The 14,114-nt window shown below is 53.0% G+C and carries 15 protein-coding genes; 8 read left to right on the forward strand and 7 right to left on the reverse strand.

The window, feature by feature from the left end:
- Positions 1–77 precede the first annotated feature (77 nt).
- Genes PMI17_RS07740 through osmV form a run of 4 tightly spaced genes read left to right on the forward strand, consistent with a single transcriptional unit; the run spans position 78 to position 3,530 of the window.
- Positions 78–794: an ABC transporter permease gene (locus tag PMI17_RS07740; RefSeq protein WP_007887883.1), complete on the forward strand. Its 717-nt coding sequence runs from the start codon at positions 78–80 to the stop codon at positions 792–794.
- A 16-nt stretch (positions 795–810) separates the two neighbouring features.
- Positions 811–1,737 (forward strand): glycine betaine ABC transporter substrate-binding protein, encoded by a 927-nt coding sequence (locus tag PMI17_RS07745; protein ID WP_007887884.1) that lies wholly within the window; start codon positions 811–813, stop codon positions 1,735–1,737.
- Positions 1,738–1,746: 9 nt separating this feature from the next.
- On the forward strand, positions 1,747–2,394 hold the full coding sequence (gene osmW / locus PMI17_RS07750; protein ID WP_007887885.1) for an osmoprotectant ABC transporter permease OsmW: 648 nt from the start codon (positions 1,747–1,749) through the stop codon (positions 2,392–2,394).
- On the forward strand, positions 2,394–3,530 hold the full coding sequence (gene osmV, locus PMI17_RS07755) for an osmoprotectant ABC transporter ATP-binding protein OsmV (RefSeq protein ID WP_007887886.1): 1,137 nt from the start codon (positions 2,394–2,396) through the stop codon (positions 3,528–3,530). The genes osmW and osmV overlap by 1 nt, the downstream gene beginning before the upstream one ends.
- A gap of 144 nt (positions 3,531–3,674) precedes the next feature.
- Here the strand turns inward: osmV and PMI17_RS07760 are convergent, their stop codons facing one another.
- The 4 genes from PMI17_RS07760 to PMI17_RS07775 form a co-directional block, all read right to left on the reverse strand.
- Entirely contained in the window at positions 3,675–5,048 is a 1,374-nt protein-coding gene (locus tag PMI17_RS07760) for a nucleobase:cation symporter-2 family protein (RefSeq protein ID WP_007887889.1), read from the reverse strand.
- A 180-nt stretch (positions 5,049–5,228) separates the two neighbouring features.
- On the reverse strand, positions 5,229–5,930 hold the full coding sequence (bioD, locus tag PMI17_RS07765) for a dethiobiotin synthase (protein ID WP_007887890.1): 702 nt from the start codon (positions 5,928–5,930) through the stop codon (positions 5,229–5,231).
- Between the two features lie 105 nt (positions 5,931–6,035).
- Positions 6,036–7,253 carry an ROK family protein gene (locus tag PMI17_RS07770; RefSeq protein ID WP_007887893.1) on the reverse strand — a complete coding sequence of 406 codons (1,218 nt, stop codon included), beginning with the start codon at positions 7,251–7,253 and terminating at the stop codon, positions 6,036–6,038.
- A gap of 134 nt (positions 7,254–7,387) precedes the next feature.
- On the reverse strand, positions 7,388–8,284 hold the full coding sequence (locus tag PMI17_RS07775; protein WP_007887896.1) for a LysR family transcriptional regulator: 897 nt from the start codon (positions 8,282–8,284) through the stop codon (positions 7,388–7,390).
- A gap of 94 nt (positions 8,285–8,378) precedes the next feature.
- Here PMI17_RS07775 and PMI17_RS07780 point away from each other — a divergent pair, with 94 nt between their 5' ends.
- From PMI17_RS07780 to PMI17_RS07790, 3 genes are all read left to right on the forward strand, one after another.
- Complete coding sequence (locus PMI17_RS07780) at positions 8,379–9,635, forward strand: MFS transporter (RefSeq protein WP_007887899.1); 1,257 nt, start codon at positions 8,379–8,381, stop codon at positions 9,633–9,635.
- 169 nt (positions 9,636–9,804) lie between these two features.
- Positions 9,805–10,062: a hypothetical protein gene (locus tag PMI17_RS07785; protein ID WP_007887902.1), complete on the forward strand. Its 258-nt coding sequence runs from the start codon at positions 9,805–9,807 to the stop codon at positions 10,060–10,062.
- 356 nt (positions 10,063–10,418) lie between these two features.
- The gene (locus PMI17_RS07790; protein WP_007887904.1) at positions 10,419–11,603 is read left to right on the forward strand and encodes a sugar transporter; all 1,185 of its coding nucleotides are present in this window, start codon (positions 10,419–10,421) and stop codon (positions 11,601–11,603) included.
- Between the two features lie 85 nt (positions 11,604–11,688).
- On the opposite strand, the gene PMI17_RS07795 is transcribed toward PMI17_RS07790, so the two are convergent.
- Positions 11,689–11,946, reverse strand: a complete 258-nt coding sequence (locus tag PMI17_RS07795) for a YdgH/BhsA/McbA-like domain containing protein (RefSeq protein ID WP_007887905.1) — start codon at positions 11,944–11,946, stop codon at positions 11,689–11,691.
- Positions 11,947–12,240: 294 nt separating this feature from the next.
- Here PMI17_RS07795 and PMI17_RS07800 point away from each other — a divergent pair, with 294 nt between their 5' ends.
- Positions 12,241–12,891, forward strand: coding sequence for a TetR/AcrR family transcriptional regulator (locus PMI17_RS07800; protein ID WP_007887906.1), 651 nt, complete (start codon positions 12,241–12,243; stop codon positions 12,889–12,891).
- A 75-nt stretch (positions 12,892–12,966) separates the two neighbouring features.
- Here PMI17_RS07800 and rhaM read toward each other — a convergent pair whose 3' ends face one another.
- Positions 12,967–13,281 carry an L-rhamnose mutarotase gene (gene rhaM, locus PMI17_RS07805; protein ID WP_007887911.1) on the reverse strand — a complete coding sequence of 105 codons (315 nt, stop codon included), beginning with the start codon at positions 13,279–13,281 and terminating at the stop codon, positions 12,967–12,969.
- Entirely contained in the window at positions 13,271–14,113 is an 843-nt protein-coding gene (gene rhaD / locus PMI17_RS07810) for a rhamnulose-1-phosphate aldolase (RefSeq protein WP_007887913.1), read from the reverse strand. Before rhaD ends, rhaM begins: the two co-directional genes overlap by 11 nt.
- Position 14,114: the final 1 nt, after the last annotated feature.

Genomic DNA, 14,114 nt, shown 5'->3' on the forward strand with positions numbered 1-14,114 from the left:
TGTTTCTGCACTGCGCCGTCATCTTGTGAATGACATAACCCGATCGAACGATTTTTTAAATCAGGGAGATACTTGCTATGCAAAATGCATCGCTCGCCCGCCGTGCTGGACTGGCATTGCTCGCAATCATTGCGGTGATAGCCCTGCTGGTGTGGGGGCTGGGCCTGAATACGCTGCGCGATCGCCGAGAGGATTTAATTTATCTCGCGCAGCAGCATCTGTTTTTAGTGTTTTGGTCGATGTTCTTCGCGCTATTGGTCGGTATTCCCAGCGGCATTTTACTCAGCCGTCCTTTCGCCCGTCGCTGGGCAGAATACGTGATGCAAATCTTCAACGTGGGTAACACGCTGCCACCGCTGGCGGTATTGGCGCTGGCCATGGTGATCGTGGGTATTGGCGATCGACCTGCGCTGATTGCCCTGTTCCTCGCCTCGCTGCTGCCGATTGTGCGTAATACTTTTGCCGGTCTAAGTGCGGTTCCGCCGTCGCTGATTGAAGCCGCCAACGGTATAGGTATGACTAAGTTTCAGCGTTTGCGTCAGGTAGAGATTCCCAACGCGTTACCGGTGATTTTAGCCGGTGTACGCATCGCCACCGCGATTAACGTGGGTACTGCGCCCTTAGCCTTCCTGATTGGCGCCAGCAGCTTTGGTGAGCTGATCTTCCCTGGTATCTACCTTAACGATTTCCCAACGCTGATTCTGGGCGCAGTCGCAACGGCATTAGTTGCCCTGATTCTCGACATGCTGCTTGCGGCATTGGGACGTTATCTCAGCCCGCACTCTGCGGCTTAACACAAGGAGTTTTGTGATGGCCACTGCCAATAAGCTGGCGCGCTGGGTAAAACGTACTGCGCTGGCACTCAGCGCGACGCTGCTAATTAGCCAAAGCGCCGCCGCTGCAACCCCCATTACCATGGCGACCAAAAGTTTTACTGAGCAACACATCCTGTCTGCGATGACGGTGCTGTGGCTACAGAAGAAAGGTTTTCAGGTGATTCCGAAGACCAATATCGCCACCACTATTGGTCGTAACGCGATGATCAATAAACAGATTGATATGACCTGGGAGTACACCGGGACTTCACTGATCATCTTTAATCACATCAATAAGCCGATGTCGACCGAAGACGCCTATAAGACGGTGAAACAGCTGGACGCCAAACTGGGATTGGTGTGGCTCAATCCTGCCCCGATGAACAACACCTATGCGTTTGCTATGCAGCGTGACCGCGCGGACAAAGAAGGCATCAACACCATGTCGCAGCTGGTGGCGAAGCTGGAAGAAGTGCGCAAGAACGATCCGGACCATAACTGGAAACTCGGTTTGGATCTCGAATTCTCAGGACGCTCCGATGGCCTGAAACCGCTGCAAAAAGCCTACAACATGCCGCTCGACAGACCGCAGATTCGACAGATGGATCCCGGCCTGGTGTACAACGCGATTCGCGATGGGTTTGTTGATGCCGGCCTGATCTATACCACCGATGGCAGGGTGAAAGGCTTCGAACTCAAGGTATTAGAAGATGATAAGCACTTCTTCCCAAGTTACAACGTCACGCCTGTGGTGCGTCAGGATGTGCTTGAAAGCCATCCAGGGTTAGATAGCGCGCTCAATCAACTGTCGGCATTGATTAATGACGAAGCCATCACCGAGATGAACAAGCGCGTCGATATCGATCATCAGTCACCGCAACAGGTGGCGCGTGATTTCCTTCAATCTAAAAACATGCTGTAAGGAGGCGCTGTGGATACCTTGCATTACATCATGAATAACTGGCACACCTTGATGACGCTCACCTGGCAACATACGTGGCTGGTGCTGGTAGCGGTCGGTTTCGCGATCATGGTTGGCGTGCCGCTGGGCATTTTGATTGTGCGCTTCAAATGGCTGGCGACGCCGGTATTGGGCATTGCCACCATTGTGTTAACCATTCCGACCATTGCATTGTTTGGCTTGATGATTCCGCTGTTTTCGATGATCGGCCAGGGCATCGGCGCCCTTCCCGCGATTACTGCGGTTTTCCTCTATTCGTTACTGCCGATTGTGCGCAATACGCATACCGCACTGGAGAATTTGTCGCCGGGCCTGCGTGAAGCCGGTCGCGGGATTGGCATGACCTTCTGGCAACGCCTGCGCTGGGTAGAAATTCCGATGGCGCTGCCGGTGATTTTCGGCGGTATTCGTACTGCGGTAGTGATGAACGTAGGTGTAATGGCGATTGCTGCGGTGATTGGTGCCGGCGGCCTGGGCCTGCAGCTACTCGACGGTATCAGCGGCAGCGATGTGCGCATGTTGATTGCTGGTGCTTTAATGATTTGTTTGCTCGCGATTGTGCTTGATTGGTTGCTGCACCGTTTGCAGTCGGCGCTGACTCCTAAGGGGATTCGATAATGATAAAACTGGAAAACCTGACGAAAACCTTTACGCAAAAGAACGGCACGTCATTAAATGCCGTAGATAACGTCAGCCTGGAAGTCCCTGCCGGGGAAATGTGTGTGCTGCTCGGCCCATCGGGCTGTGGCAAAACCACGACGCTGAAGATGATTAACCGCTTGATCCCGTCTTCAAGCGGCAGAATTTTAATCAACGGTGAAGACACCAGCGGACAGGATACCGTGACCCTGCGCCGTAACATTGGCTATGTCATCCAGCAGATTGGTCTGTTTCCGAACATGACTATCGAAGAGAACATCACCGTGGTGCCGCGCATGCTCGGTTGGGATAAAAAGCGCTGCCGCGAACGCGCCACGGAGCTGATGAGCATGGTGGCACTCGATCCGACCAAGTTCCTGCATCGTTATCCGCGTGAAATGTCCGGTGGGCAACAGCAGCGTATCGGCGTGATACGCGCGCTGGCCGCAGATCCACCGGTATTGCTGATGGATGAACCTTTCGGTGCGGTCGATCCAATTAACCGTGAAGTGATTCAGAACGAATTCCTTGAGATGCAGCGTCAGCTGAAGAAAACCGTGATGCTGGTAAGCCACGATATCGATGAAGCGCTGAAGCTCGGCGACCGCATTGCGGTGTTTGGTCAGGGTAAAATTGTGCAGTGCGCCAGCCCGGATGAGCTGCTGGCAAAACCCGCCAACGATTTTGTCGGCTCTTTTGTCGGTCAGGACCGTACGTTGAAACGTTTGTTGCTGGTGCAAGCGGGCGATGTTACCGATCAACAACCTACCATCACCGTGCAGCGTAATACGCCATTGCAGGAAGCTTTCGCCACCATGGATGATAACGATATGCGTTCGGTGACGGTGGTGGATGAAGATGGCAAGCCACTGGGTTTTGTGAAGCGTCGCGAAGCGCGTGCCGCAACGGGCCGCTGCGAAGAGATGCTGCATACCTTTAAAGTGACGGGCAAAGCGGAAGAAAACCTGCGCGTAGTGTTATCGAAACTCTATGAGCACAACACAGTGTGGATGCCGATTGTTGATGAGGATGGGCGTTACAGCGGCGAGATATCGCAGGATTATATTGCTGATTATCTGAGCTCTGGACGCACGCGTCGTCGGTTGAATCCGTAAAATTTTGTGCAGTCGCCGAGGGGCATATGGCAGATCGTAAAGTCGCCATAAATCGTCCCTGAGGCTCAGCCCGCGCCTTCCCTGGCGCGGGATGCTTTACTCCTCTGCCATATGCCCCTCGGCTCTTTGACTCGGTGCGTTTAGTTAGGACGATTCCTCCACCGTTTTAACTGCAACCACTTCACCACGTTCAGCTGGCAGAATCACATTAAGCACAATCGCCAGCATCCCACCCGTTGTCACCGCATGACCAAACAGGTTGCTTACCAGTGAGGGAAACTGTTTCAGCACTTCAGGTACCGCTTCTACGCCTAAGCCGATACCGAAGGAAACCGCGACAATCAACATCTCGCGACGTCCGAGCGGCGTTTGCGTCATCACGCGAATACCTGCCGCAACTACGCTACCAAACATCACAATAGTTGCTCCGCCTAGCACCGGCGGCGGAATCTGCTGCAGCAAATAACCAATGGTTGGGAACATCCCGAGCAGCAGCAACATCACACCAATCACCATGCCAACATAGCGACTGGCCACGCCGGTCATCTGGATGACGCCGTTATTTTGCGCGAAAGTGGTATTTGGAAAGGCAGAAAAAACCGCAGCGAGTAAGCAACTAATCCCGTCGGCAAAAATGCCGCCCTGCATACGGCGCTCAAACTCCTCGCCCTCAATTGGCTGTTGCGACAGCATGCAGTTGGCCGTGAGATCGCCAACCGCTTCAATCACCGCAATCACAGAGACCAGCGCAATGGGCACGAAGATGGTCCAGTCGAAAGCAAAACCAAAACGAAACAGTTCAGGCATCACCAGCCAGGGTGTCTCCGCCATCGGCTTCAGGCTGAGATGTCCGGTTAACGCTGCCGCGATACATCCCACGGCAATACCGGCAACCACCGCGACAAGGCGCGTCCAGCGATTTTGCGAACGGTTTAACACAATAATCACCAGTAGCGTCAGCGCCCCCAGCGCCAGGTTGCCGGGTGCCCCGAAATTGGTGGCGTTATGTCCGCCGGCCCAATCGGTGATGCTGACCTTAATCAGGCTGATACCAATTAAGGTAATTACGGTGCCAGTCACCACCGGCGTCAGCACTTTACGCAACGGCGCAATACAGCGGCTGATCAGCATCGGAATCATGGCCGCGACCAGGTTGCAACCAAAGATCATCGCCATGATCTCTTCGGGCGATCCACCGCGCGCCTTGACCATTAACCCTCCCGATAAAATCACCCCGAGAAAAGCAAAACTGGTGCCCTGCAGGCAGATCATCCCGGCGCCAATCCCCATAAAGCGACGCGCCTGCAGAAATGTCCCCAGACCAGAAACCACCAGCGACATGCTGATCAGATAAGGAATCCACGCCTGGAGTCCCAGTACGGAACCGATAATCAGCGGTGGCGTAATAATGCCAACGACGCTGGCCAGTACATGCTGCAGTGCGGCACAAAATGCAGGCAATGGACCGATGCGGTCATTCAGCCCATATAACAAACCTTTTTCATCTGATTGCGACATAACGCGGCTCCGGCAAGATATTCATCAGAGGAGCTGATGCATGAATCACGCCATCGCGAAAGAAACAGTGCGTTTTTTATAATAAGAAATTGAAATCATGAGGATTTAACTGAAGAGGAGAAATGGCCGAGCCATGAAACCATGGGTTCAGCCATTGATCATTTGCTGCATTTTGTTTCATCAGGCGGCGGGCTTTGCACTATCGTCGTGCGACAACACCGTATTCAGTAAAGAAATATCCAGGTAGCCGCTCAGTTCGCGCTGTTCGGCGCGTGGAAGATAAGGCAACTCGCCGAGCAGTGGCGCAGCCAATTTTTCGCGTAAAACCGCAATGATTTCAGCGTAATGCGCTAAGCCGGGATTAATACGATTCGCGACCCAACCCACTAATTGCAATCCATCAAGCGCAATGGCATCGGCGGTCAGTAAAGCGTGGCTGATGCAACCCTCTTTAATTCCCACCACCAGCACCACCGGCAGATGCTCTTGTTGCACCCATTGTGATAAAGGCTGCCGATTGTTCATTAAACTGCGCCAGCCGCCGGTGCCTTCCACCACCACGCGGGCCGCGCACTCCTGTAACTCCTTCAACCCCTGACTTAGCTGTGCATAATCAACGTGCTGTGACGAGCCGGTGCTAATCGCATCCTCTTCCAGAATGATAGGGTTAACGGCGTGATAAGGCAGAGTGAGACCGGAAGCGTGCTGGAGTAACACTGCATCTTTATTACGTAATCCTTCCGGCATGAGCTGCGCGTTTCTGGCAACAGGCTTGAAACCTGCGGCGCAGACATTCGCTTGGGCAAAGCACTGCAACAACGCGCGTGAAACCACGGTTTTACCCACCGCGGTGTCGGTACCGGTGACAAAAAGCGTTTTCACCTTTCTCCTCCTTCATTAAAGCGATGTGTAACGTGCGAAGGAGGCAGTTTAAGGAAATGTTTTTGACGGCAGATTGCGTTAGCGCAAACTTAAGGCGGGCTGTCATTATCCCTGCAACAGTTTTACCAATAAATGGCCGCTATAAAGCGCGTCTTTTATCAGCGCAGCGCCGCCGAAGGTGCCAGGATCGCTGAAAGCCGTTGGTGTCAGCTGGATTTCGCTACTGTAAGCCGGCAATGCCTGCTGACGGATGGTACTGCTCACCGCAGGAAACAGGACATCAGCCGCCTGATTGAGCGGCGAACCGATAAGTATTTGTTGAGGATTAAAGATGTTGACCATCATCGCCAGCATGCGGCCAACATGATGCCCGACACCGGCGATGACGTCGCGCGCCAAACGATCGCCCTGCTGCGCAGCGGCACAAAGCGTTTCAATGGTGAGTGGCGCCTGATGCAATAGGCTATCTGGCTGCGATGGCAAACGCTGCGCCGTCAGATTCAACAGACTTCCGGTGCTGGCCACGGTTTCGAGACAGCCATTATTGCCGCAATAACACTGCTGGCCATAAGGATCGATTTGCGTATGCCCGATCTCCACCAGGGTGCGGCCACTTTTATGCAGCAGCTGTCCTCCGCTGATCACTCCGGCGCCTACGGTTTCATTGATCACAATCTGAATCACATTCTGTGCACCGCTTGATGCACCAAACAGCGCTTCGGCTAACGTCCAGGCAGAAATATCATGCTGCACAAAAACCGGTAAACCGGTGCGCTCTGCCAGCGTTTCGCCTAAGGGCATATCCTGCACGTCATAACCCGGCATACGATGCACCACACCGGATGCGGCGTTGATTAATCCCGGCAAGGTAATGGCGATGGCCGTTAAACGCTCCAGCTTGCTTTGGTGGCGAATAAAGAAGTCATTCACTACATCATGCAGCGTTTGCAGCAGCGATTTTTCAGCGGTGGCGTGCAACGGCAAACGATCTTCCTGCAACGCGCGCGTGCTGAGATCGCGCAGCGTCAGCGTAATCTGTCCCGGTTGAATGCGAACGGCGAGATAGTGCCAGGCTAACGTATCGAGAATGAGACCAATCGCTGGACGACCGCGGCTGCCCGGCTCCTGAAATTCGGTTTCCTGTACCAGATGGGCATCGAGCATTTCACGCACGATTTTGGTAATACTGGCGGGTGCTAACTGGGCACGTTTAGAAAGCTCAATACGCGAAATCGGGCCGTAAAGGTCAATCAGTCGGTAAACCACACCTGCGTTGGTCTGTTTTATCTGGTCAATATGGCCAGGTTGACTGTACAGATTCACGCCCTGCTCCCATTATTTTCGCGCTTCTAAATAAACAGCAGCTATGGTGATGCAGATTGACCGGCAGCGTCAAATATTTGATTAGAAATGTGATTTATCGCACATAAAGTTTATGCCGCTGCCCGCAAGGTGGTTCAAATCTCTGCGTTTTGTAGCATCAACGACATCATATGAGTCATCTGCGCACTGGGTTCGCGCATTGCTGACCACACCAGCCAAACTTCAGAAATCGCGTCACTCTCCTGTAACGGAATCCACACCACATCTGCCAGGCGCGCCCGGCGGAATGAAGCGGGTAAAATCGAAACGCCAAGACCGGTTGCCACCAGTCCAAGAATAGTCATCGCTTCGCCCACTTCCTGGGTAATAAAGGGTTTGATTTGATAGCGATGCAGCAGTGCCAGAATTTCACCATATAGCGCGGTTCCACCCTGTGGATCGAAAAACACAAAGGGTTCGTTGGCCAGCGCCTGAATGGAGATCGATTCAGCATCGGCCAGTGGATGCGCCCAGTGCACCACCGCGCAAAGCGGCTCACGCAGCAACACGCGATGCTGCAGATCAGCCGGTAACGGCGTATTGCGCATTACCCCCAGATCCAACCGGTTATCATGCAGAGGCGCCAGCTGCTGACGCGTATTGTTCTCCTGCATCTGAATGTGCACGTCCGGCCAGCGCTGACGAAATTGATAGAGCGCATCCGAGACTAATCCGGTAAAAGGAGCCGAAGAGGTAAAACCAATCCGCAACTCGCCCTCCTGACCACTATGTACACGCGCGGCGCGGCGAGCGGCTTGATCAACCTGCAGTAATATCGTGCGCGCATCCTGCAAAAACAGTTCGCCGGCCGGCGTAATTTGCACGCTGCGATTGGTGCGCGTGAACAGTTGCGCACCAATCTCCTGCTCCAGCTGTTGAATCTGCTGGCTGAGCGGCGGCTGTGAAATATTCAGACGCTGCGCGGCACGGCCAAAATGCAACTCTTCCGCAACCGCGATGAAATAGCGTAAATGACGTAACTCTATATTCATATGTTAAACGTCTTATTTGAGATTATTAATATATTGTACAACCTATTCGCCCTTTCCTACAGTAAAGCTATGCTTCCCAAACCGAGGATGTTCCGTGAGTCGCTCTTCCCAGGCGGTGATACTCGATGAAGACGAGATATCGGTAAAGCCTGCTTCAGCTGCAACCCCTTCAGAATGGATTGAACGCGGATCGCCGCAGTTTATGCGCGTGACGCTTGCCCTGTTCTCGGCCGGCCTAGCCACTTTCGCTCTGCTTTATTGCGTGCAGCCCATTTTGCCGGTGCTGTCACAGCAGTTTGGCGTTTCCCCGGCGCAAAGCAGCATCTCGCTCTCGCTCTCGACCGGCTTAATGGCGTTGGGATTGCTGTTTACCGGTCCATTATCTGATGCGATTGGCCGTAAATCGGTAATGGTCACCGCTTTGTTACTGGCCGCCATTTGTACCCTAATCTCGGCGACCATGAGCAGTTGGCAAGGCATTTTGCTGATGCGCGCATTGATCGGTTTATCGCTGAGTGGCGTCGCGGCAGTTGGCATGACCTATTTGAGTGAAGAGATTTATCCGCGGGTTATCGCCTTTTCAATGGGGCTGTATATCAGCGGTAACTCGATTGGCGGCATGAGTGGACGTCTGCTCACCGGCGTACTCACCGACTTCTTCTCCTGGCGTGTCGCGGTTGGGGTGATTGGCTGCTTCGCGCTGGCGGGTGCGCTGATGTTCTGGAAAATTCTGCCGGCATCACGCCACTTTAGGCCCGCCTCGCTTCGTCCGCGCAGTTTATTGATCAACTTCCGCCTGCACTGGCGTGATAAAGGTCTGCCGCTGCTGTTTGCCGAAGGCTTCCTGCTAATGGGCGCGTTCGTCACGCTATTCAACTACATCGGATATCGTCTACTCAGCGCGCCGTGGTCTTTGAGCCAGGCGGTGGTGGGTTTACTCTCGGTGGTGTATTTGACGGGTTCATGGAGTTCGCCGAAAGCCGGCGCCATGACCAGCCGCTTCGGGCGCGGCCCGGTCATGATTGCTGCCACCGCGATCATGCTGGCTGGTCTATTGCTCACGGCGTTCAACTCGCTGTGGCTAATCTTACCTGGCATGATGCTGTTCACCGCCGGCTTCTTTGCCGCACACTCGGTGGCCAGCGGCTGGATTGGCCCACGCGCGCGCCGCGCTAAAGGCCAGGCATCGTCACTCTATCTGTTCAGTTATTACGTTGGCTCTAGCGTGGCGGGTACGCTGGGCGGGGTTTTCTGGCACAGCTATGGTTGGAGCGGCGTCACCGCCTTCATTAGCCTGCTATTGTTAATGGCTTTGCTGGTTGGCTGGCGTTTGCAGTGCCGAAAACTGTAATACATTTCATCTTTTAAGCGGGGCGTTAGCGCCCCGTTCTCTTCTGCGGCCCACGTCATCCGGCATTCTGCCAGTCCCAGATAAAACAAAACGGCCATTCATCGCTATAATTCATTCCATTCCAACAATAGTTAGACTTTTTATTATTTCACAGCAATGAGGCCGTAAGATGGAACTCTATTATTACGTCGATAAGCATGCCGGCTATAACGACAACCATGTAGTACATGCAACGGGATGCCCGTTCTTACCTTCCGATAATGCGCGGCGTTTTCTGGGTACCTTCTACACGCCCAACGCGGCTATTCAGCAGGCGCGTAAATTTTATGCCAGCGCGTTAGGATGTGAGCACTGCTGCCCGATTGGGCTAAAAAAAAACATGACAACCCAGAATAGCGTGGCACTAAAACATATGGTGAGACTCTGATAATAGTGGTCTGAGAATGGCCGGGCAGCGAAGTCATTTTGTTAAGCGGTACTGAGGCGTTTCATAATAACGATAAAATTCAGCTTAATATTCACTGGATCTTCCTGCAGCTTTTCAGCGGTAAGATCCAGCCGGCCATTCTCAGCGCTAAGGTCGATACGTCGCAGCAAGAAACATTAATAACCTCAGGCTATTAACCTCGCTTTCGGCGATAAAAAATATTCAGTAATAAAAGCCCGACAAAAGGTTTCCCTCAGCTCATTAATGCTCCACAATAGCGGCAATTTGTGACACCGGTCACTTAAATTGGGTGCAACGCCGGCCCTTTCACTCGCTGTTTGACAGATTTGAACTCCATGCAATCTACTACCGTCTCCCGTAAAACAGCCTGGCTGCGCGTCGTGCTGCTGGCTATTGCCGCTTTTGTTTTCAATACCACCGAATTTGTTCCGGTCGGTTTGCTGTCGGATATTGCCGCCAGTTATGCCATGAAGACTGCCGATGTCGGCATCATGCTGACTATCTATGCGTGGGTCGTGGCACTCTTATCGCTACCGTTAATGTTGCTGACCCGCAACATTGAGCGGCGTTTGCTGCTGTCGATCCTGTTTATCGTCTTCGTCGCCAGCCATGTGCTCTCCTCCTTGGCGTGGGATTTCACCTCGTTGGTAATCTCGCGCATTGGAATTGCCTTAGCACATGCGGTGTTTTGGTCGATTACCGCTTCGCTGGCCATTCGCGTAGCGCCTGCCGGTAAGAAAACCCAGGCATTAAGTATGCTGGCAACCGGTACGGCGCTGGCGATGGTGCTGGGCGTACCGATTGGTCGTATCGTTGGTCAGTATCTTGGCTGGCGTACGACTTTTGGCATGATTGGTCTTTCGGCATTAGTCCTGATGATTTTGCTGATGCGCGTCTTGCCACGTCTGCCAAGCGAACATACCGGTTCGCTGAGCAGCGTGCCGATGCTGTTCCGCAGACCCGCGCTGGTGGCCATGTACATCCTGGTCACAGTCGTAGTAACCGCGCATTACACCGCTTACAGCTACATCGAACCTTTTATGCAAGTGGTCGCGAATGCTGATGCTAATTTCACCACCCTACTTCTGCTGCTGTTTGGATCGGCTGGGATTATCGGCAGCATATTGTTCAGTACCCTGGGCAACAAATTCCCTTCGGCAATGCTGATCGCCGCAATTGCGATGATCACACTCAGCATGGGGCTGCTGGTGTTTGCTGCGGTGCGTCCGGCAGCTATCACCGTGTTGTGCATCATCTGGGGCATGGCGATGATGATGATTGGCCTGGCAATGCAGGTGCGCGTACTGGCGCTGGCGCCAGACGCTACCGACGTCGCCATGTCGCTATTCTCGGGTATTTACAACATCGGTATTGGCGCCGGTGCCTTGCTGGGCAACCAGGTTAGCCTGCATATGAATATGTCAGATGTTGGTAACGTGGGTGGCATTATTGGTCTTGCCGCGTTGTTCTGGTGCATTGCTATATTCCGCCGTTATCCACAGTTACGTTCTAACGGATAATAAAAAAGGCTTCAGAAGGATAATCTTCTGAAGCCTTTTACTTGCCTCGCCCGCCGCGCGTTTCCGCGCTTCGCACAATAATCAATTAGTTATAAATTACCGCTGTGCCATTTAACTTGTTGTTGCCAGAGGTCGAAGTGATGCGGAAAGACTTTGCTCCGGCAGCATTGGCCTTTTCCGCTAGCTGATTCTCCAGCGATGTCAGGTTAGTACTGCCTGATGCGCTAATCACGCCAACTTGTTGTTGATTCAGTGGAGCCTCGTTCACCAGATCGGCAGCCATGCTACCAAATGCGATTGAAGACAGGGCTACAGCGGCCAGGGTCAGTTTAATGCTTTTCATAATTTTCTCTCTTTCACAGATGAATTGGGGTCGGTCGCGATTAAGTTAACAACCGTTAATTAAATGCTACTGCCGAAAGGGTGGCCGCGTCAATCATTTTATTAACGGTCATTATTTTAATGGGAAGTGGCGTGATTATGGGCTTCCGCGCCCTTTTTGACTTATCCATTCGGGTGCTTTGCCAGGTTAAAAGCACAAACGGGCAAAGTGCTCCCCGCACATTTCCGGCTGCGCTTGCATATTTAGTTAGTGATCGGTAATTTAATTGAGTGTTTTTAAAGTTTGAGGTGCCCAATGACAGAAATTATCGATGCGGTGAACCGTAAAACGCGTGGCCGCCCGAAAGTGTTTGATCGCAACGATGCTCTTGATAAGGCATTGATGCTGTTCTGGGCGCATGGTTACGAAGGCACGTCGCTGTCCGATTTGGTCAATGCAACCGGCGCGAAAGCCCCTACGCTTTACGCAGAGTTTGAAAATAAAGAAGGTTTATTCCGCGCAGCAATGCAGCGTTACATCGAGACCTTTAGCGCGCAGCGTAATGCCGTGCTGAATGATGATGCTCTGGATGTGAAAACGGCGATTGAAGCCTATTTCCGCGCGACTGCCGCTTGTTTCACTGAATGTGACAAACCCGCTGGCTGCTTCTTTATTTGTACGTCCAGCGCGTTATCTTCAGGCTCAGAAGAAGTGGCGCAAATGCTTGCTCAACAGCACCATGCGCAGGAATCAGCCTTGAAGGCTTTTCTTGATACAAGGCAGCAGCGCGGCGAGTTGCCGCAATGTGCCAACAGCACCACGTTAGCCCGCTATCTGGCCTGCTTATTACAAGGAATGTCGGTTCGCGCTCGGGAAGGCGCCGACCGTGCAGATCTTGATCAGATTGTCGATACGCAGATGGCCATATGGCCCGCTCTGGCAGGATATTGTGAATTAAGTGCTTAATATTATTCAGGCCGACGTCATTGCCGGCCTGAATATTGCCTCTGCTCGCTTACTGCATGCAGAGGCAAATCAGAGTTACGGCAGGAAAAACATCGGTTTCAATGCCGCACTCAGCGGACTGTTATCCGCATTCGAAGGCATCAAATCTTTCATCGATGCCCACCAGCGCTGGCACACTTCCGTTTTCGCCACCGCATCCCAGCGCGCTTCAGATTCAATTTCCACGCTAGCGAACAGCAGATTACGCTCCTCATCGAGCCAGATGGCGTAGTTGTGCGCGCCATGTGCTTTCAGCGTTTCTGCCAGCTCCGGCCAAATCGGTGAATGACGACGCAGATACTCATCATGGCAGTGAGCATGTACCTGCATCACAAAGGCTTTACGCAACATCGCTGCGCTCCGCCTGCAGAGCAGCCTGCCACGGTTTAACGTTGAAACGCTCGCCCAACGCAATCAACTGTTCAGTCGTGATGCTTTGACGAATGCCGCCCATCGAAAGCGCTTTAACCACCACTTCGGATGACTTCTCAGCGGTATCGATCAGTCCAAAGGTCTCATCAAGATTTGGACCCGCACCAAATATGCCGTGGAACGGCCACATCACAATACTGTGATTTGCCATGGCATCGGCGGTAGCCTGACCAATACCATCGGTACCCGGCACCATCCACGGCAGGATCCCTACCCCATCCGGGAACACCACCAGGCATTCGGTGCTGCCTTCCCAAAGCAAACGCGTGAAACGCGCGGAATCCAGATCCACCACATAGCTCAGCGCCATAAAGTTGGTGGCATGGCAGTGCATAATGACGCGATCAACGCCGTTTGAGATCTGCTTACGCACGCTATGTGACTGGAAGTGCGCCGCCAACTCGGAAGTGGGCAAGCCGCCATTACTTAATCCCCAATGGATTTTGTACGACAACCCTTTGTCATCCACCTGCAGCAGTGCGAGGCAATCAGCAGGATCGATCTGCACGTTGCGGAAAAATTTGCCCGAACCGGTTACCAGGAACCAATCATTGGCCAGCGCCGGTGCAGGTTTGGTCAATTCGATACAACGCGGTTCTGCGTAGAAATCAGTGGTGAAATCCTGAACTTCTTCCGGTAATAAACGCAGGCTGACGTTACCGCCGTTACGCTCATCCCAGCCCTTTAACCACATGTCGCTGGTCGCTTTAACCATTCCCTGAACAAAAGCGGAAGAGAGAATTTTTTGCATA

The sequence above is a fragment of the Pantoea sp. GM01 genome, assembly GCF_000282675.1.
GTDB classification, from domain to species: domain Bacteria; phylum Pseudomonadota; class Gammaproteobacteria; order Enterobacterales; family Enterobacteriaceae; genus Pantoea; species Pantoea nemavictus.